Here is a 25,393-nt window from a genome sequence, read left to right as displayed (position 1 = left end):
TATTGATTACATTATCCCAAACACTTACAGATATTCATTCAACCTATGACATCCCCCGCTCTTAGCATTCATCAGGCAGTCAAAACCTACTCCAACGGTTTTACCGCCCTGAAAGGCGTCAGTTTCAGCGTTCAATCAGGTGAGTTTTTTGGCCTTCTTGGCCCTAATGGTGCCGGCAAAACCACCCTTATCTCTGCAATGGCAGGACTCAGCCGTCTGACTTCCGGTCACATCAGCATTTGCGGCCACGATGTACAACGTGAACCCAATACCACCCGTAAACTTCTTGGTGTTGTACCTCAGGAGCTGGTTTTTGATCCATTTTTCAGCGTGCGCGAAGCATTACTGTTTCAATCCGGTTATTTCGGCTTACATAAAAATGATGAATGGATTGATGAAATCATTACCAATCTTGGCTTGGCAGATAAAGCCAACACCAATACCCGTAACCTTTCCGGTGGCATGAAACGCCGTGTTATGGTGGCACTGGCACTGGTACACCGCCCACCCGTTATTGTACTGGATGAACCCACCGCTGGCGTCGACGTAGAATTACGCCAAAACCTGTGGCAATTCATTACCAGACTAAACAAAGCCGGCCATACCATCATTCTAACCACACATTATCTTGAAGAAGCACAATCATTGTGTAATCGGATCGCCATGCTGAAACATGGTGAAATTGTGGCATTAGATAGTACCCAGAATCTGCTGCACGCAGAAACCGATAAACAACTGGCCTTAACACTTGATCAAAAATTACCAGAAAATCTGCGTCAGCAAATTATCAAGGAAGATGGCTACAACTACCTTCTGAAACTTGCAGACTACAGCCAATTGGCCACTATGCTACAAAGCCTGCAAAACCAAAATATAAATGTCAGAAACCTACAAATACTAGAGAATGATCTTGAAAATGTTTTCCTGCGCCTCACCAGCGACCACATGAAAGATGAAAAATGAATATCACTGGTTGCTACACATTATTAAAAAAAGAAGTCTTGCGCTTCTGGAAAGTAGGGTTTCAAACCCTATCTGCACCTATTTTGACCGCTTTACTTTATCAGCTGATATTTGCACAAGTCATGAAAGGACGCCCAGATATCCTGCCTGGAGTTAGCTATACGGCCTTTCTGATACCGGGTTTGGCCATGATGTCCATGCTACAGAATGCCTTTGCCAACTCCTCCTCAAGCCTAATTCAGTCACGTATTACCGGTAATCTTATATTTATCTTATTACCACCTCTGGGTACAGCGGCATTCTTCTGCGCTTATGTTGGCGCCTCAATTTTGCGCGGATTAATGGTTGGCATCGGAGTAATTGCTGTCACTGCCTTTTTCGGTTTACCCATTCCACACCATCTTGGTTGGATAATCATCTTCGCCTTACTGGGCTGCGCCATCATGGGCATGTTTGGTCTGTTAGCAGGCATAGTCGCAGAAAAATTTGACCAATTAGCTGCTTTCCAAAACTTCCTGATTATGCCTTTAACATTTCTTTCAGGTGTATTTTATTCCATTAATAGCCTACCGTCATTCTGGCGAACCCTCAGCCATTTCAATCCGGTTTTTTACATGATTGATGGCTTCAGATATGGCTTTTTTGGCCAGAGTGACTCCTCACCATGGCTAGCACTTACCGTAGTGAGCAGCTTTGCCATTATTCTGTGTATTCTTGTCTGTGCCATCCTAAAATCTGGCTGGAAATTACGCAATTAGACAAACTAAAACGCTATAATAGCCGCCATTTATCACTAGCTTTTCTGGAGCCCGTCATGTTAACACCTGAAGAGGTAAAAACCATGATTGCCAATCTGTTACCGTGCGAATATCTCGAAGTAGAAGGAGATGGACACCATTTCTTTGCTCGGATTGTGTCTGGTGCCTTTACCGGAAAAAACCGTCTGGCTCGTCATCGCATGATAAAAGATGGTCTCGCACAACAAATTGCCAGTAATGAATTACATGCACTTTCCATCACCACAGCTGCAACACCGTCTGAATGGGCAGAAAAACAGCAATAAACAATATAGAAAAACCTATTTCTGCCAAATCTAGAGAATTAATATGGAAAAATTAAAAATCCGCGCTAATGGCGCATTAAACGGCGAAATCTTTATCTCCGGCGCCAAAAATGCAGCACTTCCCCTGCTGTGCGCGTCTTTACTGACAAGCGAAACACTGCATTTGACCAACGTACCAATGTTGCGCGATGTTAAAACTACCCAAAAGCTATTACAAGGCATGGGGGCACGTGTACTGACCGACAATATAGAGGAATTTGAAATCAACTGTAGCGGTATAAATAATACCTGTGCACCCTACGAATTGGTCAAAACCATGCGCGCCTCCATTTTGGTATTAGGGCCAACACTGGCACACTTTGGTGAAGCTCAAGTCAGCTTGCCGGGCGGATGCGCCATTGGTTCAAGACCAGTAGATCAGCATTTAAAAGGGCTCGAAGCCATGGGTGCCGAAATTACTATTGAACACGGATACGTCAAAGCTCGTGCCCAAAAATTAAAAGGTGCTCATATCGTCATGGATATGGTGACCGTCACTGGTACTGAAAACCTGCTGATGGCAGCCACCCTTGCAGAGGGTACTACCATTCTAGAAAATGCAGCTATGGAGCCTGAAGTCACAGACCTTGCCGATTGTCTCGTAAAAATGGGCGCCAACATTCAAGGCATCGGTACACCTACTCTGACCATTACCGGAGTGGAAAAACTGCATGGTTGCACACACCGCGTTGTGCCTGACCGCATTGAAGCCGGAACATTTTTATGTGCTGTAGCCATGACCGGCGGTAAAGTCGTACTACGAAACGCTGCCCCTAAAACCATGCAGGCGATTCTGGAAAAACTGAGTGAAGCTGGAGCCATTATAGAAGCCGGTGATGATTGGATCAGCATCGATATGCAACAGCCCCCCCGCGCAGTTGATATCCGTACCCTTCCTTATCCCGCATTTCCCACCGATATGCAGGCACAGTTTATGGTTATGAATACCATAGCCAACGGTAACAGCAAAGTGGTGGAAACCATTTTTGAAAACCGATTCATGCACGTACCTGAACTCAATCGCATGGGTGCCAGAATATCCGCTGAAGGCAACACAGCCATTGTAGAAGGTGTTGAGCAGCTATCCGGCACCACCGTTATGGCTACCGACCTGCGCGCATCAGCCAGTCTGGTATTAGCCGGACTGGTGGCCAGTGGTGAAACCATTGTAGAGCGTATTTACCATCTGGATCGCGGTTATGAAAATATCGAACAAAAACTGGGTGGAGTAGGCGCGATTATTGAGCGCGTCAGCGATTAAAAATTCACGAATATTAAAAGGGTGTACGGAAATTTTCGCACACCCTTTTTGTTTTTATTCGAATCGTTAAATAGCTCAATTACACCAGATTAATATTCATACTCTATAAAATATTTATAGAGTAAGCTTTTCATCAGATATTACAGGAACTAATTATCTGTATTTATAGCATGTTAAGAGAATTATAAAATATTGAGTTTGAGACTTCTGATTAATGCTAATTAAGAAATAAATCATACTGATACAGATAAATATCCTATTTTCATAAAATTTTCAGCAGTGATACACCAAATATCTGTCTTAAATCAAATAAGTAAAATGAAAACGATTTATCAGCCAACACAATAAAATTAGGATAGGAATGGAGGAAATCATATTTTAATCACTGCACATTTGAATCAACGGTTATAAGTTTTATCCCGCTACCTGTGCAGGATACTTCTGGTTATATCATGGTTGATTTGAATGTCGTGCAAGCTTTAAATCATGAAATCCACCATTTCTGGCAGTCTAAACATGGTTAAGCGTAGCGGTTTAAACCAGACTATCTGTTCTGGTTGCAAATTCAGTGTACGGAATTCAGCCGGAGAAAGCCACACTTGAACTCGCTGTTTATTATTATAACGGCACAGCCATAATCTTATTTGTGCACCAATAATATGTATTTCCTCCACTATAGCTGAATCTATGACATTACTTTGGTTTTCCGTTAATATTTGTATTTCTTGCGGACGCACATAGACAGTCACATTCTGGCGTGTCCGCTCACCAGTGGTGACAGGTTCACGATAGTGCCCTAGACACAATTGCCCCTGTTCGATACAAGCATCTTCAAATACATTTACTTCACCCAAAAACTCCGTCACAAAAACATTTTCAGGATGATCATACAAAGAAGCTGCTGCACCGCTTTGCTCGATTTTGCCCTGATTCATCACCACAATCTGATCGGCCATTTCCAGCGCCTCTTCCTGATCATGAGTCACCAGCACACTGGTGATACCCAATTGATGATGTATTTCTACCAGCCACTGGCGCAATTCCTTACGTACCTTAGCATCCAGTGCACCAAAAGGTTCATCTAGCAACAGCAATTTTGGTTTGGTAGCCAGAGCACGTGCCAGTGCAATACGTTGACGTTGGCCGCCGGATAATTGCTGCGGGTACACTTTGGCTAGCCATTCCAGCTGTACTAGCTTTAATAACTCTTCCACTCGTGCTGCTATTTCATCTTTATCGGGGCGTATACGTCGGGGCATTACTTTCAATCCGAAAGCAACATTTTCAAACACGGTCATATGGCGAAACAGCGCATAATGCTGAAACATAAAGCCTACTCGCCGTTCCCGTACATGCAGATTGCTGACCTCCTCATCCCCAAAAAAAAGTTCACCGGAATCTGCATATTCCAACCCCGCAATGATACGCAGCAACGTGGTTTTGCCACAACCTGAAGGTCCCAGTAAAGCGGTTAATGAACCATTAGGCACCTGTAGATTGATATCCTGTAATGCAGGATATTCGCCATAAGATTTATTCAAATGCTGGATACGGATACTCATAATCGCTACTCAATGCTATGTACCTGACTGTTTAATTGGTTACTGCTATACGTGCACGTTGTGCATCCCTATACATACGTGTCTGGCGCCAGTCGAGATACTTTTGCAACAGTAGTGTACATAAGGCCAGTAAGGCCAAAAGGCTGGATACAGCAAACGCACCTACCATGTTGTATTCGTTGTACATCATCTCTACCAGCAGCGGCATAGTATTGGTTTCGCCACGAATATGACCGGAAACCATACTTACCGCGCCGAATTCTCCCATTGCACGAGCATTTGTCAGGATAATGCCGTATACCAGCGCCCATTTCAGATTCGGTAAGGTGACATGCCAAAACATCTGCCAACCACTGGCACCAAGTATCAGTGCTGCCTGCTCTTCACTACTACCCTGAGCCTGCATTAATGGAATTAACTCCCGCGCCACAAACGGAAAAGTGACGAACAAAGTAGCCAATATCATGCCGGGAATAGCAAAGATAACTTGCACACCATGCGCTTCCAGCCAGCTTCCAAGCCAGCTATTGCTGCCAAACAACAATACAAACATCAGACCAGCCACAACTGGAGAAACAGCGAATGGTAGATCCAGTAATGTTGTCCACAACTGCTTACCCCGAAATGTAAAATGGGTTAACAGCCATGCCATAGCCACACCCAATACCACATTAATCGGTACCACAATCAGGGTAATCAACAGTGACAAACGCATGGCAGCCAGAGCTTCATCATCCAGCAAAGCAGCCATATATAGTTCCCAGCCCTTTGCCAGCGCATAACTAAATACGGATAATAAGGGTAGAAACAGCAATACACTCAGACACAAGAAAGTTATGCCAATAAGTAAATAACGCAACCATTTTGGCTCAGTGAGCAATGCATTGGTCTTCACGATACTCATCAGTAGCGCCCCTGTGTACGACTGCTTAAACGCCATTGCCATAAATTTAGTGTTAATAAAATAACAAAAGATATTATCAACATAAATAGCGCCACAGCCGCTGCGGCCGGTAAATCAAAAAGCTCAAATTTACTAACAATAATGAGAGGCAGAATTTCTGATTTAAACGGTACATTACCTGCGATAAAAATGACAGAACCATATTCCCCCGTTGCCCTTGCAAATGCCATTCCTGCCCCCATCACCAGTGCTGGCAATACTTCCGGCAATAATACCCGAAACACTATAGTGAATCTGGATGCGCCTAGAATTGCTGCGGCCTCTTCATATTCGCCCGATAATTCAGCCAGCACAGGCTGTACTGCTCGTACCACAAACGGCAAGCTAACCAGCAATAAAGCCAGCCAAATACCTGTGGGGGTAAAAGCTACCTGTAAGCCCATATTGGTAAATATTCTGCCTATCCAGCCTGTAGGAGCATATAAAGTAGCCAGCGCCACCCCCGTTACTGCTGTTGGTAAAGCAAAAGGCAAATCGACTAATGCATTAACCATATCCTTGCCCCAGAACTGATAGCGTACCAGTACCCAAGCAACTAAAGTTCCTAGCAGCACACTGGCTAGCATAGCCAGTAATGACATTTTCAGAGTGAGCCACACAGCTGCAAGTGTGCGTGGCTCAGAAATCACTCGTATAAAGCCAGACCAGCCCAAATCAGTCACAGTCCACACCAGCATGGCAAAAGGCAATAACACCAATAATGACAGCGATAGTACACTTACACCCAGACTAAGAGAGAATCCGGGCAATACAGATGGCTGTTTCATTAACAGCATAATTTTTCTCCCATATGCCCGACTGCTGTAAACATTACCGGCAACATTAAAGAAAAATATACCGGTAAATTGAAATCAGTCCTATTTAGGCTAAATACCTACAATAACGTGGCTAAAAATGACAAACAGAACAAAACAACAAAGACTACCGCATTCTGCTCTGCAATAGGCAGCCAACAATATAAAAGGCCGTACAGACAAATGAGAAAGAATATATTTTTGTAACTTAATAAGTCACAGTTATAACCCATTATCAGAAAAGCAGTATTGCTGACACCTGCACCACGTAATATCATGCAGACAGTTATTCAACATAAACATATCAATCTACAATAGCGAGAACACAATGCCAGCTTCTCTTCTGGATGAACAAAAAGATGCACCCTTGTCGGCTGACATCAGCTTTCTGATCCAAGCATTATTGAATATGCTGGCTCACGAAACCACCGTAGCCGTACAAACAGTACTAGGCGAGCTTATCGACGGCAAAGAACCGCAGATAACCATCCAGCAAGCTCTGCCATCGCTTGACTTACGGCAGCAGCAAGATCTCATCCGCGCATGTAGTCTGTTTGCACAGGTATTGAATATTGCAGAAGATGTACATCATGAACGGCGGCGTCAAACATATGAACAAAACAGTGAGCATTTTGGACGTACCAGCTTTAATCATGTCATCCGGCAGATTCAACAGCAAAAAATATCTACCACAGAATTGGAAACAACCTTACAACAGACCAGTATCAGTGCTGTACTAACTGCCCACCCTACCGAAGTACAGCGACAATGTATTTTGTGCTTTCACCGCCATATCCGCAGCATTCTCAATGAACGCAACCATCCACAACATCCACACAGCAAAGAACTGCAACAGCAGGCTGAAGCCATTATGCTGGCTCTTTGGCAAACCGACGAAACCCGTCATTTTCAGATCAGCGTAAGCGATGAAATTTACAACAGTATCAACTATTTTCCATTAAGTTTTTTTAAAGCCGTACCCGCACTTTACCGTAAACTACAATGCCAGCTTACCAGTATCTATCCGGATGTCAGCCTTCCTAATGTAATCACCATTGGTGGCTGGGTAGGAGGTGATCGCGATGGCAATCCATATGTCAATGCAGATACATTACAGGAAGCATTTTCCTTTCAGGCCAAAGCTTTATTTCAACATTACCACCAGTGTCTGGATGAACTCCATCAGCTATTGCCACTATCTTCCCGCCGTGTTCAGGTAAACAGCAGCGTACTACACATGGCAGAACTGTCACCAGATACCGCAACCGCCCACAAGGAAGAGCCGTATCGTCGCGCCATCGCTTACATACAGACTCGCCTTAGTGCTACCGGGCAACAACTTGGTTTACAACCGTACAATCAGCATTACTGCTTACCATTCTATCGACAGTCAGAGGAATTTCTGCAAGAGCTTAATCATCTCGCCAGATCCTTACAGGAAAATGGCAGTGCCCTGCTCAGTGAGGGCAAACTGGCAGATCTGATTCGTTCAGTTTCTTTATTTGGCTTTCATTTGATGTCTGTAGACCTGCGTCAGCATGCGGCCAAACACACAGAGGTAGTGACTGAATTATTTGCTCATGCTGATTTGGAAGATTTTAAAACACTGAGTGAAGCAGCCAAACAACGAGTATTACTACGCGAACTGAGCACTCAACGCCCGCTGTACAGTCCTTACATTCAGTACAGCAACGATGCCATGCGTGAACTGACTGTTTTTCAAACGGCTGCCCGCATCAAAAATGATTACGGTGAAACGGCCATTAATCAATGCATCATTTCGAATGCGGAAAGTGTCAGCGACATACTCGTAGTTGCCTTACTGCTGAAAGAAACTGGTCTGTTGAGCATCAACAATGAAAAACCCAGCAGCCGCATCAACATCGTTCCCTTATTTGAAACCATTGATGCCTTGCAGAAAAGCGTAGATATTATGGACAAACTGTTTAGCCTGCCCTGGTATCGCGCATTTCTACACAGCCGCAACAATTTGCAGGAAATCATGCTCGGATATTCCGACAGCAACAAAGATGGCGGTTACGTGACCAGTCAGTGGTCCCTGTATCTGGCGGAGTCCCAGCTAGTCAAACTGTTTGCTCACCATCATATCCGCCTACGTCTATTTCATGGTCGCGGTGGCAGCGTAGGTCGTGGCGGCGGCCCTTCTTTCGACGCCATCATGGCTCAGCCTGCAGGCAGCGTAGCCGGACAAATACGCATTACCGAGCAAGGAGAGGTGATTACCGCCAAATATGCTGATCCCACCAATGCCGAACGCAATCTGGAAGCGCTGGTTGCCGCCACACTTGAAGCCACCCTACTGCCCCCTCAGAACAGCGAGCCGGATAACCAAATCATGGATACCTTATCGGCTAGTGCATTCAGACACTATCGCAAACTAATTACCTGCCCCGGTTTCATAGAATATTTTTTACAAACAAGCCCAATACAAGAAATTGCCAGCCTCAATATCGGCAGCCGTCCTGCCAGCCGTAAAACACTGGCAAGAATTCAGGATTTACGCGCCATTCCATGGGTATTCTCATGGACACAGAATCGCCTCATGCTACCAGCATGGTATGGATTCGGCAGCGCGGTCACCGAACTAATTAATCAGGACAGCGCCAATCTGCAACGATTGCAACAGCAAGCACAACACAGCCCTTTTTTCCAGACCATGCTTTCCAACATGGATCAAGTAATGGCCAAAGCCGACCTCACCATTGCCCGGGCTTATGTTAATCTGGCTAGCAATCAAGAAGCTGCCCACACTATTTACAGCATGCTGGCTGATGAATTTGAGCGTAGCAAACAAGCACTACTTAGCATTCTGCAACGCCAGCGTTACTTAAGTGACAACCGAACACTCGCACGCTCACTTGCCTTGCGTATCCCCTACCTAAACGCCCTAAATTGGCTTCAGATACATCTGTTGCAACAACTACGTCATCAACCAGATAACAGCGAGCTACTCCAGCTCATCCACCTAACCATTAACGGCATTGCTCAGGGATTACGGAATACAGGCTGAAGCAAAAACCTGCGCAAACAATACACCTTTGTCTTGATTACTATTCAGCTTTATAAATATTCAGCATCGGTATTTCCTTAGTTTGCATTTCTGAGCTGAATAAGGTATTTAAATAAATAATTGGAAAAACAAAAGGCAACATAGATTACAAAACAGCAATATAGCCAACTCAGAGCAAAATCCGTCATAACCTAGTACTACTGGCTTGAAATAGCAGCATCACGACCCAATTTAATTAAATAATTCACCTTTTTGCAGAGGAAAAAATATGCAACCGGAAAACAACACCGAAAACGAAACTCAGGTAAACGAGAACACCGAAAACACCGAACCAATTATTGCGCCAGAGGCCACCATTGAAGATTTGCAAGAACGCATCAACGAGCTAGAAGGCCAGCTTAAAGATGAACAACTGCGTTCATTGGCCACTGAGCAGAATCTGCGCCGGCGCCATCAGGAAGAATTGGAAAGTGCCCATAAATTTGCCGGTCAGAAATTTGCCACTGCAATGCTGCCCGTTAAAGACTATCTGGAAATGGCTCTGCAAGATCAGAGCGGCAACTTTGATGCTCTTAAAATGGGTGTACAAATGACCCTTACCGAATTGCAAAAAGCTTTTGATCAATCCAATGTCAAAGAAATCGATCCCAAAGCTGGCGACAAACTTGACCCGCATCGTCATCAGGCTTTGCAAAGCGTTGAAAGTGAACAGGAACCCAATACTGTAGTTTCTGTAATGAAAAAAGGATATACCCTATCAGACCGCGTATTGCGTCCAGCTATGGTAACAGTAGCCAAAGCCGCCGACTCAGAATAAATCATCCGAATAAAAACCGTCTGACAGAAATTAATCAGACGGTTTTTATTGAAAAAATATCTGATATTATCTAGTTTTTTCTTATTATCTCCCTTTATTCTTTTCTCACTAATAAAAATTAAATAGATTCATTCATTATTGCTACAATTTGATTTTGCCAAATAAGCTATGAATATAATATAAACAAATCCTCTTAAATATATTCATTATTTTAGAAAGAGGAAAAACATGCGTTTAAAATGTTTTACAAGTCTGGTCATTCTAGCCATCACCAAAACTGCTCTAGCTCAAGAAATTCAATTACCACTTACTTTCATCAAAGATATTAATATTCCCGAAGTTGTATTAAAAATCAACGGCAAATCAGAAAAATTTATTCTTGATACAGGCTCTCAGACGGCACTGCATTTACCACTCAACACTTTAAAACAGCTTCCAGAAACAATCCAAATACCATCTACAAACAAAAGCTTGGATTTAAGCGGAAAAATTAAAGAATCAGATCAATTTCTGATCAAACATCTGAATATTAACGGACTCAAATTCCAAAACATTGAAGCGATTGAATTAAAGCCTTGGGGTTGGAATTATTCCAGCAATCCAGAACAGAAAAAACCGCCTGTGCCAGATGAAAGCATCCCTGTAGTTGGGTTAACACTTTTTCAAGATCACATCCTGACACTGGATATAGCTCACAGAAAAATAATTATTGATGATAGAAACAACCCAAACCGATTAAGCCACCAATGGACAGTTTTTCCTTATAAAATACATCCGAAAGAAGGCATAATTATCAAATTTACCGACCAGAAAAAGACATATAACCTGATTCTTGATACCGGAGCATCAATGTCTTTTCTTAAAGGCACATCAAGGTCGGACAAACTCAGTAATAGCAAAAAAATAACCACTGACAATACGGAAAAAACAACTCTGCGTTTGAATAAACGTGGTTATCCCATAACAGTTAAAATCTACCCAGACAACCCAACCATCCGAAAAATTCCTGTTCGTGCCGCCATCATGGATGGCATGCCGGCAGAATTCGAATCCGACGGCTTGCTTGGCATAGATTTTCTGCAAAAATACAGTGTCCGAATAGATCAAAAAAATCATCAGTTATGGATCAAACCAGCTATTTAAACACTAGGCTCGGTGTATAATTTTTTATCAGCTTAGGAGAGCTAATCAATTCATTTTTAATAAAAACACATTACAAGTATTAAACTTACAATGTGTTTTTATTTGTTAAATTTATTATCCACTCAATCCATTTTTTTACCGTTGAAGAGCGTCGTTTAAAAGTATTAAATGAATCTATTTCATAAAGATTGGATATTCGCATAATATCTATAATTTCTTTTTTTGAAGGCAATGTTTTATTATTTTTTAGAAATATTTCAAAAACTAATCTATATACTTTATGCTGAAAAATTAAGTTACAAAATGCTAACTGTCGTTCTTTGTAACTTAAACTCATTATTGACCTTCCTTTTTTAGTTAACCTATACGTAATCATCCTACTATTATCTATTTCATCCAAACTACAATATTTACAAATAAGTCCTAAATATATTGCTGCATTAGTATAATAACCCGTTTGACGTCCAGTAAATGCATAGTTAGCTGTAATTTCATTAAAACTCAGGTCTTTTGTGACCAATAACTCACAAATATTAATTACTCTTTCAAATTTATCGGCCTGAGGAAAAGGAAGTTTTGGTTCATCGAGTAAGGCTGTTTTTTGCATTATTGTTTCAATATCAGCAAAACTTATATCTGTACTCTCAATTGAATATTTTTTAAATTTAATCAACTTCAAAGAATTATAATACTCGGTATTCTGGAAAATATATTCATACAGATAATATATACCATTAGAATATACAAAAAATATAGAACGAATCGGTTTGCAAATACAGTTTTTCCATACCCTGTAAGGATAATATAATTGCCTGATTAAAAAATCATCCGATAAATCCAGTTTTGCTTCAATTAAAGATAGTGAATCTTTCCCCTCATAACCAGCATCAATTTCAATTTGTGATTTACTCACAAAAATTCTTTGAATTGAATGGCATTTATTTGTGTTATCTTTATCTATATCAATGATGAAATTAAATGATCCCGAGCCTGATCTTCCTGATACAGACGGAATAATATTATCTTCTTTCAAAAAATCCGCAATTATTCCAGATGCATAAGCACAACTCAATGCGGCCGCCTCACTTGTAATTCTCGAAGAATTAATACTTTGCAAATACTCTGGCAAATACATTCTTTGTATAGAGACATTATCTACATCTGACTCTATAGTATGATAGGTCATAAAATGACCAATAATATAGCTACCCCGAGTAATCGGTAAGATAGAAAGAGCGTTATCTGAAAAAATTTTGGGTAAATTAGCAAAATGATCAAATTTAGCCATTAAACGTGGTTCTTTTACAGTTCTTATTTGGTTTGCTTCTATCTTCCAAAAACCTTCTTTTTCTATTTTATTTAATATGTCATGTCGTTCAAATAGTATTTCCCATGCTTTACTAATACTTAGCTTATCAGATTTATCCATAGTTCCTGACAATAACCTCCTCCGTTTCCCCTCGCTTTGAAGCATCTGCACCAATCAAACGCCTAGCTGATATAATATCTATATTATATTTAGCATATTGTTTACAGATAAACTCCGTTGCAGAATTTGACAACATAAACTTAATACCTCGTTCATCCAGCTTATCACAATATTGACGCAGCTTTATTTGTGCTTCACGAGAGAATCCACCTTTAACATAACTGGTAAAACTAGCTGTTTCAGATACCGGATCATAAGGTGGATCTAGATAAACAAATGCATTTTCTGGAAGTTTATTTAAAATTTCGGCATAATCACCAGTGCAAATCTCTATTTCAGCTTCATTCAAATAACCACTTACCGCTCTTAGTAATGGCTCATTAACAATATTTGGATTTACATAACTGCCGTATGGGACATTGAATTCTCCTAAACGATTTACTCTAAACAACCCATTAAAACAAGTTCTGTTTAAATATATAATGCGTGCCGCTTTTTCAATATCGGATAAAAGCATATAGGTATTTTGATTTCTGTCCCATCTGCGTACCTGATAAAAATGGTCTTTATTATTTTGAAATTTCCTTAACCGTTCAATTAATGCATCAACATTATTTTTAATAACAGAATAGACTCGCATCAGATCATGGTTAACATCATTAATGCAGGCAAAATGCGGCTGCAAAGCAAAAAACAACGCGCCACCGCCAAAAAATGGTTCACAATAAATAGAATACTCTTCAGGTAATAAAGGAATTAAAGTATTGAGTAATTGACGTTTACCACCAGCCCATTTTAAAACAGGTAATATTAAGCTGTTATTAACGCTTTTCATATCCAATAACTTTCTATTTAATGTCGATTTATTTTGAACCTGGTTAAACAAAATGACATACCGTATCCGGTATGAACTAAAACTCCAATTCACACTTACTTACTATCTCATCTAATACACAATTTATATAATCAACAAGAAACTAAAGTAAAATATTGAATAAAATAGAAATTCAGAAATTTTATTTACAAGCTAATAAAATATTGGTACTTATTTCAACATCGAGCTTAAAAACGCCTGTGTCCTTGCATGTTGGGGATTAGCGAAAAAGCTGCTGGCTTCACCAGACTCTACAATTACACCTTTGTCCATAAACAGCACTTGGTTAGCTACTTCCCGCGCAAAACCCATTTCATGGGTGACCACCACCATAGTCATTTTGTCTTCAGCCAGCTGCTGCATGGTTTTTAAAACTTCACCGGTTAATTCAGGATCAAGCGCTGAGGTTGGTTCATCAAACAGCATAATTTGTGGCTGCATCGCCAGTGCACGGGCAATGGCCACACGCTGTTTTTGCCCACCCGATAACTGTGACGGATAACAATCCTGTTTGTTTTCTAAACCTACTTTACGCAACAGTTCTTGTGCCAATGGCACAATTTCGTCACGTTTCAATTTTTTCACCGTAACCGGTGCTTCAATCACGTTCTGTAACACCGTCATGTGCGGAAAAAGATTAAACTGCTGAAACACCATTCCCATACGAGCACAGATATTTTTTATTGTACGTTCAGGCGCATAATGAGCACGGTTGTGAATATTATTCTGTACTAGAAAATCATTTTCAATAGCAATGCTACCAGCATCGATTTTTTCCAGATAATTCAGACATCTAAGCAAAGTAGATTTACCCGAACCAGAAGAACCGATGATAGCCACCACTTCTGAACGTGCCACCTGTATATCCACACCTTTAAGCACTTCTACATTTCCAAAGGCTTTATAGATGCCTCGCGCGTCTATCATCAAATCAGTCATCGTAGCGTGCATAGCGTTTCTCCGCTTTCTGGAATCCCCAGGTCAGAATCAGGGTCATAATCAGATAGAATGCAGCCGCTACAAAAAACGGCATCAGATTAAATTCACGCTGTACCAGCTGATAAGTAACCCGCATTACATCCTGTAATGCCAACACATACACCAGCGAAGTATCCTTAACCAACGTAATGGTTTCATTACTCAGTGGCGGTAAGATTTTTTTCCACATCTGCGGCAACACAATGCGGCGCATGGTCTGGCCATAACTCATACCCAATGTTTTTGCCGCCTCATACTGCCCTTTACCTACACCCTGAATACCGGCACGGAAAATCTCGGCAAAATAAGCTGCATAGTTCAGCACAAATGCAACAATCGCAGTGGTGTAGGCAGGCAGCAAAATATTGACAGCCGGCAGAGCAAAATAAATAAAGAAGATTTGCAACATCAACGGCGTGCCACGCATCACCCAGATGTAAAAATTAACAAGGTAATCCAGCACCTTGACACCGGATAAGCGCAATAGCGCCAATACCAGCCCCAATGGAATAGACAGCAACAGGGTAATAGCAAACAGACTCAGGGTAATTTTTGCCCCAGTCCATAATTCAGGCAACATATTGAACACATAGTTCATGTGTATTCCTTAAAACAACAATAACGCTGCCTGAACAAACTCTATTCAGGCAGCGTTGATTCCAAGGCAAAGACAACATTTATTTGACGATGTCTTTACCGAACCATTTAGTTGCAATTTTAGCAGATGTACCATCGACTTTCATACTATCCAAGGCACTCTGAATTTTCTGTTCCAATGCCTGATCATTTTTTCGGAAAGCCACTGCGTATTGCTCTGTGCCAAAGTTATCACTCAGCACTTTGTATTCATTAGGCTTTTTGGATACATAATAACGGCCAACCACTTCATCCACCACCAAAGCATCTACTCTTTTGGCTGAAACATCCATTAAAGCTGTCACATTATCCGCATATTTTTTCAATTCTTTGAATGATTTGGCTACATTCGGTTCTGCTTCTACAGCGTCAACCGCACTGCTGCCGTCCTGTACGCCAACAATTTTGCCTGATAGATCAGCTTTGGTATTAATACCACCATCAGGGCGAACCACAATAATCTGATGATTATCCATATACGGCTTAGACAATAATAACTGCTGCTGCCGCTGTGGAGTAATAGTCAACCCATTCCATAACATATCTACACGCTTACTATTGAGCTCAGATTCTTTGGCACTCCAGTCAATCGGTTTCAGCTCTACAGTCAGACCGGCACGTTTGGCTGCTTCACGTGCCATATCAATATCAAAACCCACTAGCTCATTTTTTTCGTTACGGAAACCCATAGGCGGAAAGCTATCATCCAGTCCCATAACCACTGTTTTACCATTGCGCTCAGTTGAGTCAGAAGCTGTACCGGAAGCGGATTCTCCACCACAGGCAGCAAGCGCCACCGCAACCACAGAGCCCAGTAAAAATTTACGCATGGCGTTGTGCATATAATATTCCTGATTCAATATAAATAGATATTTGTGTCATACACTATACCGGAATTTCTTTACACTTTCATCAGTACGTGATAAATGTATTCTCTACGGCAAAACCACCTTAGGCTAATACACCAACCTTAAAAATTAACCAAATGAATAATATATATAATTTTTTAAATTATAGCTACTTCAAAACTCTTTTAATCCAAATCAAATAATTTTTTTCACTCAAAAGATTCAAGTAGTTAGACAAACAGCATTTATATTTAATATGCTTTTTTAGAGAATCATTCTACAGTCATATTGAATGTATTCATCCTAGCTGAAGCTGTTCATAACCTTCTATGAATTTTCCATATCAATATCTTTTTCTTTTCTCAAACAAATGATTTAAAAAAATTTTTCCAAACCAAAAACAACCTTTATGTAATCAAGCAGTTCAGAGCATGATTTAATTTTCTGTTTCTAAAAAAGTTAAAATAAGATTTATTGTTCTCAGGCAGCGGCTGATTGCACCGGATGATGTGCCATACGGAAAAACATTTTCCCTTCTTCTTCGATGCGGCGGATCGGCCATTGATACACCTCACTGAGTATATCGGACTGCATCACATTTTCAGGTGTACCTGAAACCACTATCTGGCCTTCATTCATCAGCACAATATAGTCTGAATGATTTGCAGCCATCGTCAGATCGTGCAACACCATTACCACCGAAAAATCGGCATGATGCTCGCGCAGATAATGCATTAAACGGTGCTGATGACGAATATCCAGATGATTACACGGTTCATCTAGTAATAATACCGGTGCATTTTGTAGTAATGCTCGTACCACATTGGCACGCTGCTGTTCTCCGCCAGATAAGCTGCCAATCCGTTGCTGCGCCAGTGCCCGCAAATCGAATACCTCTAGCAAATGATGTAATTTTTCAACCGGTGCCTGAGCTTTTTTAAACCAGCCACTGTGTGGATAACAACCAAGCTGAACATATTCTGTGACCGTCAGCGGCAAACTATATTGTCCATGCTGACCTACCCATGCAATCTGGCCACGTTTTAAATGACTGCTTACGGACTCACCGTGTACAGCTACTCCTGCTCCATGCAAACCTAACAATGCGCGCAACAGTGTAGATTTACCTGCACCATTTGGCCCAATAATGCTGGTATGTCGATTTGCCGGTATATCCAGATGTGGTACTGATAAAATGCAGCGGCCGCGTGGCTGCACCTGCACATTACGCACAGTAAACAAATTTTCCATATTTTGTTCCTAACGCCGTAACGGCTGTAAAAACAGCCACAGGAAAAACGGTCCGCCCAGTAAAGCAATCACAATACCTACAGGTAAATCCACCGGATAACTTAGCCATCGAGCGACACTGTCTACCAATAATAAAAATATGGCACCCAACCAAGCTGACAACATCATAATCCGACGTCTACTGCCACCGCGGCTGCGGGCCACCACATTTGGCACCATCATACCCAGAAAGCCAATAATACCGGCCAGTGAGACTGCGGCTCCTGTTAGTAGTGCGGCGCCGACCACAGTCCACATGCGGGTACTGCCTACCGCCACCCCCATACTAATAGCAGTTTCTTCGCCCAGCATTAAAATATCCAGCCGGCGCCCGACCACCACCAGTAAGCCCAAACCCAGCACCATCACTGCCAGCGCATACCAAGGTGAAGTAAACCCCGATTCAGCCAAACTGCCGGCCAGCCAGTTAGTAGCACTACGTAACACCATATCATCCGACATAAACAAAATTAGGCTCACCAGCGCGCCGCAAAAAGCACTGATTACAAAACCCATTACCAGCAAACCCAACGTACCGCCGCCAAGCAGACGATGTACCGTCAGTATCAGCAAGCATACCAAAAGTGCACCGATAAAAGCCGCTAAAGGTACCGTTACTGCACCCCAACCAAAAGCCAACACGGCTATTACCCCGAGTGCGGCACCGCCTGAAGTACCAATCAGACTTGGATCTGCCAGCGGATTATCAAATAAGGCCTGTAATGCTGCGCCGGAAGCAGACAATGCGGCACCTACAATCAGCGCCACCAGAACCCGCGGCAGTCGGATTCCAAGAGTGGTTTCATCCAGAGATTGTGGCCATTGCCAGCCGCCCATGCCTAGCCCGAGGCAAAACCAGCTCAGAAGCAGGCTGAATGTCACAGCAGCGATAAACCAAACTAATTTAGGCCAGAACACATCCCTGACAATCATCGAGTCAGGTGTGCTGGCCGTTTGCTGCACTTGCATCATAATTATTGTGCCAGTTGATAAAGTTTAGGAATCACTTGCGGCGTATTCAGACCGTAACGAAAAAGGTCATTAGAAGGCAGGAAAAAGATTTTCTGCTTTTTAGCTGCGGGAGAAGCTGCAATTTCCGGCCGTTTAGTTAATCCCTGTACTCCACCAACCAGTTTCTGATTACGGTCTGCAATCAAAATAATATCCGGTTTTGCTGCTAGCCAAGCTTCTCGCGACATCGGCTTCATACCTTCAATCGCCGCTGCTGCATTCACTCCCCCAGCTCTTTTAATCAGCTCATCTGCTGCGGTATTACGTCCAGACACAAAGCGTCCGTCGTAGCTTATCAGATAGCGTTTACCGGTTTTTGGCATCTGCTTTACCTGACTCAGCCAGCGGTCAGCCAAAGCGTTAGCTTCTTTGTTTTTTCCAATCAGCTGGCCAATCTGCCGAATACCAGCAGCATAGCCGTTTAAATCATCTTTGGGCGCAACGTTGATTGCTTTAACCCCTACTCGATTTAAATTGGCATAAATACTGGCGGGCTGAGCCATCCATGAACCCAGAACGAGTGTAGGTTTTTTGGCTACAATTGGCTCCACGCTCAGCCCGTGAAACAAACCGATACTAGGTACATTTTTTAAGGCCGGATTGGTTGAGGCCATTTCTCTGCCGACTATTTCCTTAGCTCCGCCCAATTCAACCACAACATCGGCTACGTCCGGGGTCAGTGTCACTATACGGGCAGCAAATGCAAACGGAAAAGCAGCGCACAGTGCCGCTGCCAACAGTAATTTTTTCATGATTTACCCTTCTGATTACAAGCAGTACATGGGCAGGTAAACTTATTTCTGTATATGGATTGATTCATACTCATATTTAATGCCTGCCTGCCCGAGCAATTTATTAGCCAGCTAGCAGACTATCCATAAGCTGATGCCAAGATTGCATTTCATCATTACCCTCTTCGCGGCGGCCGAAAATCTGTACCACTGTCTGACGATTTTTATCGAAACCTTCAATGCAGGTTACATAACCTTCACTAATCGGGCGACGCACTACCCATGTTTCCACAATATCTGTATCACGCAGATGTAAATCAAAACCTTCTTCCGGTACTTTAGCATCCAGTACATTCAGATACCCATGTGAACGCACCACATTATGCAATTTACCGGTCTGAATTTGTACCAGTCCACGGTTACCAACAAAAATCATAACTTCCTGTTTACTGGCCTGCACATGATTCAGAACCTGTTCCCAGACACTGCGATCGACCAGTTTAGTACATCCGGCTGGCGCATGACGATAAGACTGTTGCCGGTCTATTTTGAATGTTTCCAGTAAACCGCCAAAATGATGGACATCTTTCAGTTCATTCCAGCGCTCCTGAAAAGCCAGCTCCCGTTCTGGAGATAACGGTTCGGGTACGGTAACATTCACTTCTGGTGCAGGTAAAAATTCGGGCTTACCACTGGTTTTAAATTCATCAATCAAAGCCTGCCATGCGGCCAATCTAGTATCATCCCGCATAAATACCTTTTCGATATTCATGCCATATTCATCATAAAACTGAATAGAGCGCATGGTTTTGTCACCGATAGTCACAGTAGTGGCTAGGGCATGATGCCAGTTGTGCAGGAAAAAACGCAAATCCAGACCACCCACATTCAAAGCCAGCCCGCTACGCGCCGTAAGCGTAACATGCTCATATACGCCGATTTTTTCATGTACAGCAGCATCGTTACGCACCACGCTCAATACTTTGCCTAAAGTTTCCAGCTTCAGTACCAGTTCACGAATCTGGTTACCCAGATAAATTGAATCAGGCGCATCCGCCATTAAAGCACCTTCACTTACACCCAAATCAGCAGCAGCCTGACGCGGGAAATACATTCCTCCCTCGATGGTTGCTTTCTTATCCTGATATTGTTGCCATAAGCTCATGTTCGTTCCTTTACAAAGTTTTTATTGGTAGTAATGATTTAAAACGTGTAGCGCAATCCAACATTAAATGTCCGTCCTGGAGCTGAATAGAAATCTGCATTATCTTTGGTCAATTTGCTGGCATTACCATCACTCTGACCGGAAGTACCAGACTGGCTGTTGACATTTGGCATCATGTAGGCGATATCTGCCCAGTTCCAGTATTTCTTATTAAAGACATTGTTTATACCGGCATGGAAACTCAAGTGCTTAGTAGGTTTCCAGAAGCCGCCCAGATCAACCAATGCATAATTTCTGGATGGGTTGTAATAGCTTGTTCCTTTGGGTACGTCTTGTATATCGCTATTATCTTTTTTGGCTACATAAGTGAAATCCACATTAGCACCCCAGATTTCCTTATCATAGGCCAGACCCAGCTTCAGCTTAACCGGCATTACCGAATTCAGTGGTTGATCCACACCTTCCTGCCGGATAGACCCACGCGAATACGCCAATGATCCATTTACCTTCCAGTCTGGAGCAAATTTCCAACGTGCATAAGCCTCACCACCATAAATATGCGCTTTACTAAAGTTCTGCGCCTGCAATACTAGCATCTGTGTACTGCCAGGGCGGCTCCATACTGCATCAGCTGGGATTTTTACCTGTCCAGAGATATTCACGTAATCAATGAAGTTTTTATAGTGATTATCAAATCCCGCAATGCCATATTCAAACACATCATTTTTACCGCGCAACCCCAGCTCAAAATTATTAGCGGTTTCAGCCTTTAGATTCGGATTACCCCATGAGCTATAGCTGCCTGGGTTCCATGAAGAAGCCAATTGCTGTGAAGAAGGAGCGTTAAAGCCACGAGCATACTGGAAATAGGGTACCAATAGTGGATCAAAGCGGTAAGCAATGCCCAGACGCGGAGTCAGCGCACTTTGATGTTTTTTTCGTAATTCACCAATTTCATTGTTGATACCGGTAACAAATCCCTTTGAATCGGGTTTCATATGATAGTAAGACGCAGATAATCCCGGGCTAACAATCAGGTTACCCCATTGCAGATCTCCGTCTACATAAATACTGGCTCGTATGGTTTTGTTATCTGCATTAGGTTTTGAACGAGCATAATAGCCTTGCCAGTCGCTGGTCAGTTCATGATGAGCCACATTCAAACCATAGCGCCAGTCCTGCATCAGCTGAGCGCCATCAAAATGTGATGACCAGTCACTTGTCAGCCCCCATACTTTATCTTTATTGGTAAAGTCGAATACACAGCGATTATTCTGGTCAGGAATCATGCTGGTACAGCCTTTAACATAATCTCGATGCGTAGTGGAGTCGGTTTTAGTCTGCTGCCAGTAAATCTGCGTTTTACCTGAATGAATCAGCCCGTTATCACTGTGATATTCATGCCCGAGTGAAAATCGAGTTTTCTTATTATCATCTACACCCCGTACATCTGTATAGGAGCTATTCGCCTGTGATAAAGAATCAGTCCACTGATTGCGGTTTAGGTACTCTGCCGTAAAACTCAAGGTGTTTTTATCATTGATATCAAATTCATGCTTAGTCAAGAAATAGCGGCTATTGTGATCAACTGGGTCAGATTTGGTACGTAGTGCGCCACGGCCACCGACATTACCACGGTTATCCACCTCATCACCTTTTCGATAAGTGCCCAACACCATGCCGCGCCAGTTGCCACTTCTCAGCGCACCGGCTCCCGTCACTGCCGTAGATTTATCGACACTGTTATACTGAGTATCAATATAGCCGCCCTTATCCTCACCCTGTAAAATTTCTCCCGGTGTCAAAGTATGCATGGCTACAGCACCTCCTAAACCAAATCCACGGGCATTTTTACTGATATCCACACTACTGAGTGCAGAAACATCCATAAAATTACCCCGCCCGAAAATAGCATATTGTCCTGTATGCTTCATTTCATTCGCTTCAGGCAAATCAATACCGTCAATCGTCATACTGATCCGGTTGCCACTTAGCCCGCGAATATTCACGCTGTCATTTCCTTGCCGCGTACCCTGCGCATCTAGTACCTCCACTCCGGGTATGTCTTTCAGTGCCGTTTTTAAATCTACCGCTCCATGTTTTTCAATGGTTTCAGCCTTAACGGTCGTATCCTTAAACACACTGGGAGTAGCCCGTTTAGCCTCAACATTAATCGTGGGCAAATGAGCCTCGCCCTCCGCATAAACAGCTGCAGGGAAGCCGATACAGGTTACAGCTAGCGCAATTATCTTGGGTGAGCGACACATATAAAGTTAACCCCTTTTGACAAAAATTAATGCAAAGATGGCGCATTGTAATCAATAATGATTCTTTTATACAAGTGGTAATGGGAATTATTCTTATTAATTTACAGTCATATTAACACACGTCTTGGTGGAGATCATGTTGCATAATGCTGCATATAGCGGTTTCACACCTAAATACAGCTAAGCATGCTTTAATATAAGCAATTGAAAAATAGATGATTAAATAAAACCATTGTATATTTTTGTAATATTAATCTTTCTTTGGCGCTAAGTATACGACCACACCGGTATCTGCGTTTTGGGTTAGGCAAGATTCATTTTCATGCACAGAGAAACCATTATGCATAATATCACTTTATACTTTTTCCTAAGCCACTGGCATACATTCGATATTCAAGCCGACAACAAGAGTGCAGCTAAGATTATAAAATTTGAAATAATAAATTAAATATAACACTATTGACTAAACATACAGCTATTAATTGTTACAATGTGAATTTTAAAGTAAAATAATCCAATCGGAGTTAGCATAATCTAATATTAATGCTAACAATCTATCTTGCTATCAAATTGACATATGGTGACTTCATTGGAACATAGCACTGATTCACCCAAATTTTCGCTTAGACAAAAAATTGGTCTTTTTTTTTAATTATTTTATTACCTCTTATCAGTATTCGCCTAAGCCTATATTTGTATCCTTCCGCGCATGAACTGAACAACCTTGAGCAACAAAATATACAACTTTCGTTGCAGCAGCTAGAAATAGATAATCAGCCTGAAGGCCAAGAAAAAAAGAGTAAAATATGTAAAATCAGCCAACAAATTAAGAAAAATAATTTTTCACTTAAATATGACAGACTGTTTGCCCTAGGCGGTATGCTAAGCGGGGGCATATGTTTGTTTAGTGGTATATTAGCTTTATTTACCATTCAACGTCTGGGCAGGCAAGCCGGCAAATCGGCAAAACAGCTGCACGCTAATTTCAGCAAAGTTTCAAAAAAGATGCGGCTGATTTTTTTAGTATTGCCAACTTCCCTAATCTTGTCTTTTTCATGCAGTCTGTTTATTTTTACAGGTGGGGAAAGAACAATTCATATCATTGGTGCTCTGGTTATATGTATTGGATTATTCATCTCAGACTTGAATAGAAATCTTACAAAACATGATAATGAAATTTCTGAACTAAAAGGCATCCTTGTCACACCAGAAACCAATCCCAGAATCTGGAAGATTGTAACGCAAATTGCACATAAGCTTGAGATAAATACCATACCAAACAATATTGTGTTATGCATCGGTGGCGGTATAAGAGTCAGTGAAAAAGAAACTTATCTCTATCCAGAAGAAATACAATTAAACGGTTATACCTTATATTTAGATAGTACCTATATCAATTATTTTACGTTACCAGAATTGTGTAGTGTGATTGCTCATGAATTAAACCACATTGCTAATAATGATTTGACGTTGTCAGAAGACATCAGCCAACAAGTTAACAAATTAATCGGAACCATCACCACTTTATCCGATTCTAAAATTTTATTTCCGGCGTACTTATTATCAAATTATTTCTATTATTCATTCAGCAAAGCAATTAGAAAATGGAATTACTCTTTAATATACAAAGGTGATTTACAAGCTATCAAAGTGATACCTAAAGAGCATTTAGCTTTAGCCATAAGTAAAATCTACCTTTTACGAACACAAATTGATCAGGCTTTGAAAAATTATTCCTATAAAGCATACTCAACTGACTTACCTTTAGATTACGTAAATCAGTATGTTTCACAAACACAAACACCTCTGCTCAGGCAACTACTGGAGAAACCATCTTCTGCGTGTCAAGCCCAACCGAGTTTAGCGCGAAGACTTTCATGCATTAAATATCGTGAGTTAAACCACCTGAGTGGCCTGCTTGTTAGCATCAGCCCAACCACACTTTTGCGGGACCTTTTTAATCATGAATTGAATGAATTACAAACGGCATATAAGGTATATGTACCAAAAAAAGCTGAAGAAAACATCAATCAATTGAAAAACATTGCTAATCAGCATCAGAAAATCATTACCATTAAACAAGGCGGAATAATCAGATTAATACTGAGAATATTAATTGCCAGTATATTTATTATTATAACTTATGCCTTTTATAAAGGTATAAGTAATGATGCAGATCGGCTAAAGGCAGTAATTACTTTTTCTGCATTCAGTCTGTACTTTTTATATCGTTGCTACATTATGTACAGATATATTGGTTCAGTATTACTTACTTTAAAACCTCAGGGATTAGCCTTGCCCTGTTTTGATAAAATCATTCCTTGGGAACAAATATCTTTGTATTATGTAAAGAGTAATTATCACACACAGCTCGAACTTTTTCTCTCCCCAAATTATCAAATAGGTAAAATCAAACCTTGCTATGCAGATATAATATATAACCCCCAAAAAAAAAACATCAAGATAACAGCTTATGAAATCAGAGGTAAAATAAAACTAGCAGATTGCTTCCAGTTAATCACGGAGT

At 41.6% G+C, this 25,393-nt stretch carries 21 protein-coding genes; 8 read left to right on the top strand and 13 right to left on the bottom strand.

Features of this window, described 5'->3' with window-relative positions; translation table 11 throughout:
• The first annotated feature begins 45 nt into the window (after positions 1-45).
• Genes J3U75_RS10200 through murA form a run of 4 tightly spaced genes read left to right on the top strand, consistent with a single transcriptional unit; the run spans position 46 to position 3,326 of the window.
• Complete coding sequence (locus tag J3U75_RS10200; RefSeq protein ID WP_100140842.1) at positions 46-963, top strand: ABC transporter ATP-binding protein; 918 nt, start codon at positions 46-48, stop codon at positions 961-963.
• Positions 964-965: 2 nt separating this feature from the next.
• Positions 966-1,721 (top strand): ABC transporter permease, encoded by a 756-nt coding sequence (locus J3U75_RS10195; protein WP_100140882.1) that lies wholly within the window; start codon positions 966-968, stop codon positions 1,719-1,721.
• 56 nt (positions 1,722-1,777) lie between these two features.
• Positions 1,778-2,026 carry a BolA family protein gene (locus J3U75_RS10190; RefSeq protein ID WP_267392004.1) on the top strand — a complete coding sequence of 83 codons (249 nt, stop codon included), beginning with the start codon at positions 1,778-1,780 and terminating at the stop codon, positions 2,024-2,026.
• A gap of 43 nt (positions 2,027-2,069) precedes the next feature.
• Positions 2,070-3,326 (top strand): UDP-N-acetylglucosamine 1-carboxyvinyltransferase, encoded by a 1,257-nt coding sequence (murA, locus tag J3U75_RS10185; RefSeq protein WP_267392003.1) that lies wholly within the window; start codon positions 2,070-2,072, stop codon positions 3,324-3,326.
• A gap of 479 nt (positions 3,327-3,805) precedes the next feature.
• Here murA and J3U75_RS10180 read toward each other — a convergent pair whose 3' ends face one another.
• Genes J3U75_RS10180 through cysT form a run of 3 tightly spaced genes read right to left on the bottom strand, consistent with a single transcriptional unit; the run spans position 3,806 to position 6,628 of the window.
• Positions 3,806-4,888, bottom strand: a complete 1,083-nt coding sequence (locus J3U75_RS10180) for a sulfate/molybdate ABC transporter ATP-binding protein (protein WP_267392002.1) — start codon at positions 4,886-4,888, stop codon at positions 3,806-3,808.
• Positions 4,889-4,919: 31 nt separating this feature from the next.
• On the bottom strand, positions 4,920-5,792 hold the full coding sequence (gene cysW, locus J3U75_RS10175; RefSeq protein WP_267392001.1) for a sulfate ABC transporter permease subunit CysW: 873 nt from the start codon (positions 5,790-5,792) through the stop codon (positions 4,920-4,922).
• Complete coding sequence (gene cysT / locus J3U75_RS10170; protein WP_267392000.1) at positions 5,792-6,628, bottom strand: sulfate ABC transporter permease subunit CysT; 837 nt, start codon at positions 6,626-6,628, stop codon at positions 5,792-5,794. Before cysT ends, cysW begins: the two co-directional genes overlap by 1 nt.
• Before the next feature lie 346 nt (positions 6,629-6,974).
• On the opposite strand from cysT, the gene ppc reads away from it, so the two are divergent.
• From ppc to J3U75_RS10155, 3 genes are all read left to right on the top strand, one after another.
• Entirely contained in the window at positions 6,975-9,677 is a 2,703-nt protein-coding gene (gene ppc, locus J3U75_RS10165) for a phosphoenolpyruvate carboxylase (RefSeq protein WP_267391999.1), read from the top strand.
• Between the two features lie 268 nt (positions 9,678-9,945).
• Complete coding sequence (grpE, locus tag J3U75_RS10160) at positions 9,946-10,494, top strand: nucleotide exchange factor GrpE (protein ID WP_100140849.1); 549 nt, start codon at positions 9,946-9,948, stop codon at positions 10,492-10,494.
• Between the two features lie 228 nt (positions 10,495-10,722).
• Positions 10,723-11,637, top strand: coding sequence for a hypothetical protein (locus tag J3U75_RS10155; protein ID WP_267391998.1), 915 nt, complete (start codon positions 10,723-10,725; stop codon positions 11,635-11,637).
• 85 nt (positions 11,638-11,722) lie between these two features.
• Here the strand turns inward: J3U75_RS10155 and J3U75_RS10150 are convergent, their stop codons facing one another.
• The 10 genes from J3U75_RS10150 to J3U75_RS10105 form a co-directional block, all read right to left on the bottom strand.
• Complete coding sequence (locus tag J3U75_RS10150; protein ID WP_267391997.1) at positions 11,723-13,066, bottom strand: type II restriction enzyme; 1,344 nt, start codon at positions 13,064-13,066, stop codon at positions 11,723-11,725.
• Positions 13,059-13,901, bottom strand: coding sequence for a DNA adenine methylase (locus J3U75_RS10145; protein WP_267391996.1), 843 nt, complete (start codon positions 13,899-13,901; stop codon positions 13,059-13,061). The genes J3U75_RS10150 and J3U75_RS10145 overlap by 8 nt, the downstream gene beginning before the upstream one ends.
• Positions 13,902-14,111: 210 nt before the next feature.
• Positions 14,112-14,867 carry an amino acid ABC transporter ATP-binding protein gene (locus tag J3U75_RS10140; protein ID WP_100151409.1) on the bottom strand — a complete coding sequence of 252 codons (756 nt, stop codon included), beginning with the start codon at positions 14,865-14,867 and terminating at the stop codon, positions 14,112-14,114.
• Positions 14,868-14,871: 4 nt separating this feature from the next.
• Positions 14,872-15,516: an amino acid ABC transporter permease gene (locus J3U75_RS10135; RefSeq protein ID WP_100140851.1), complete on the bottom strand. Its 645-nt coding sequence runs from the start codon at positions 15,514-15,516 to the stop codon at positions 14,872-14,874.
• 79 nt (positions 15,517-15,595) lie between these two features.
• The gene (locus J3U75_RS10130; protein WP_218966221.1) at positions 15,596-16,396 is read right to left on the bottom strand and encodes an amino acid ABC transporter substrate-binding protein; all 801 of its coding nucleotides are present in this window, start codon (positions 16,394-16,396) and stop codon (positions 15,596-15,598) included.
• Between the two features lie 486 nt (positions 16,397-16,882).
• Positions 16,883-17,653, bottom strand: a complete 771-nt coding sequence (locus J3U75_RS10125) for an ABC transporter ATP-binding protein (RefSeq protein ID WP_267391995.1) — start codon at positions 17,651-17,653, stop codon at positions 16,883-16,885.
• Between the two features lie 9 nt (positions 17,654-17,662).
• The gene (locus J3U75_RS10120; protein ID WP_267392046.1) at positions 17,663-18,625 is read right to left on the bottom strand and encodes a FecCD family ABC transporter permease; all 963 of its coding nucleotides are present in this window, start codon (positions 18,623-18,625) and stop codon (positions 17,663-17,665) included.
• Positions 18,626-18,666: 41 nt separating this feature from the next.
• Positions 18,667-19,455, bottom strand: a complete 789-nt coding sequence (locus tag J3U75_RS10115; RefSeq protein WP_267391994.1) for a heme/hemin ABC transporter substrate-binding protein — start codon at positions 19,453-19,455, stop codon at positions 18,667-18,669.
• A 103-nt stretch (positions 19,456-19,558) separates the two neighbouring features.
• Positions 19,559-20,599, bottom strand: a complete 1,041-nt coding sequence (locus J3U75_RS10110) for a ChuX/HutX family heme-like substrate-binding protein (RefSeq protein ID WP_267391993.1) — start codon at positions 20,597-20,599, stop codon at positions 19,559-19,561.
• A gap of 38 nt (positions 20,600-20,637) precedes the next feature.
• Complete coding sequence (locus J3U75_RS10105; RefSeq protein WP_267391992.1) at positions 20,638-22,866, bottom strand: TonB-dependent hemoglobin/transferrin/lactoferrin family receptor; 2,229 nt, start codon at positions 22,864-22,866, stop codon at positions 20,638-20,640.
• Between the two features lie 693 nt (positions 22,867-23,559).
• Here J3U75_RS10105 and J3U75_RS10100 point away from each other — a divergent pair.
• On the top strand, positions 23,560-25,393 hold a 1,834-nt coding region (locus tag J3U75_RS10100), incomplete at its 3' end, for a hypothetical protein (protein WP_267391991.1).

It is taken from the genome of Snodgrassella sp. B3088, from assembly GCF_026535815.1.
GTDB lineage: Bacteria > Pseudomonadota > Gammaproteobacteria > Burkholderiales > Neisseriaceae > Snodgrassella > Snodgrassella alvi_E.
This window is presented reverse-complemented; position numbering and strand designations above follow the sequence as displayed.

Coding starts and splice junctions, on each gene's coding strand:
- J3U75_RS10200 (WP_100140842.1), top strand. CDS start 46: ATGACATCCCCCGCTCTTAGCATTCATCAGGCAGTCAAAACCTACTCC.
- J3U75_RS10190 (WP_267392004.1), top strand. CDS start 1,778: ATGTTAACACCTGAAGAGGTAAAAACCATGATTGCCAATCTGTTACCG.
- murA (WP_267392003.1), top strand. CDS start 2,070: ATGGAAAAATTAAAAATCCGCGCTAATGGCGCATTAAACGGCGAAATC.
- J3U75_RS10180 (WP_267392002.1), bottom strand. CDS start 4,888: ATGAGTATCCGTATCCAGCATTTGAATAAATCTTATGGCGAATATCCT.
- cysW (WP_267392001.1), bottom strand. CDS start 5,792: ATGAGTATCGTGAAGACCAATGCATTGCTCACTGAGCCAAAATGGTTG.
- cysT (WP_267392000.1), bottom strand. CDS start 6,628: ATGCTGTTAATGAAACAGCCATCTGTATTGCCCGGATTCTCTCTTAGT.
- ppc (WP_267391999.1), top strand. CDS start 6,975: ATGCCAGCTTCTCTTCTGGATGAACAAAAAGATGCACCCTTGTCGGCT.
- grpE (WP_100140849.1), top strand. CDS start 9,946: ATGCAACCGGAAAACAACACCGAAAACGAAACTCAGGTAAACGAGAAC.
- J3U75_RS10155 (WP_267391998.1), top strand. CDS start 10,723: ATGCGTTTAAAATGTTTTACAAGTCTGGTCATTCTAGCCATCACCAAA.
- J3U75_RS10150 (WP_267391997.1), bottom strand. CDS start 13,066: ATGGATAAATCTGATAAGCTAAGTATTAGTAAAGCATGGGAAATACTA.
- J3U75_RS10145 (WP_267391996.1), bottom strand. CDS start 13,901: ATGAAAAGCGTTAATAACAGCTTAATATTACCTGTTTTAAAATGGGCT.
- J3U75_RS10140 (WP_100151409.1), bottom strand. CDS start 14,867: ATGATAGACGCGCGAGGCATCTATAAAGCCTTTGGAAATGTAGAAGTG.
- J3U75_RS10135 (WP_100140851.1), bottom strand. CDS start 15,516: ATGAACTATGTGTTCAATATGTTGCCTGAATTATGGACTGGGGCAAAA.
- J3U75_RS10130 (WP_218966221.1), bottom strand. CDS start 16,396: ATGCACAACGCCATGCGTAAATTTTTACTGGGCTCTGTGGTTGCGGTG.
- J3U75_RS10125 (WP_267391995.1), bottom strand. CDS start 17,653: ATGGAAAATTTGTTTACTGTGCGTAATGTGCAGGTGCAGCCACGCGGC.
- J3U75_RS10120 (WP_267392046.1), bottom strand. CDS start 18,625: ATGATTGTCAGGGATGTGTTCTGGCCTAAATTAGTTTGGTTTATCGCT.
- J3U75_RS10115 (WP_267391994.1), bottom strand. CDS start 19,455: ATGAAAAAATTACTGTTGGCAGCGGCACTGTGCGCTGCTTTTCCGTTT.
- J3U75_RS10110 (WP_267391993.1), bottom strand. CDS start 20,599: ATGAGCTTATGGCAACAATATCAGGATAAGAAAGCAACCATCGAGGGA.
- J3U75_RS10105 (WP_267391992.1), bottom strand. CDS start 22,866: ATGTGTCGCTCACCCAAGATAATTGCGCTAGCTGTAACCTGTATCGGC.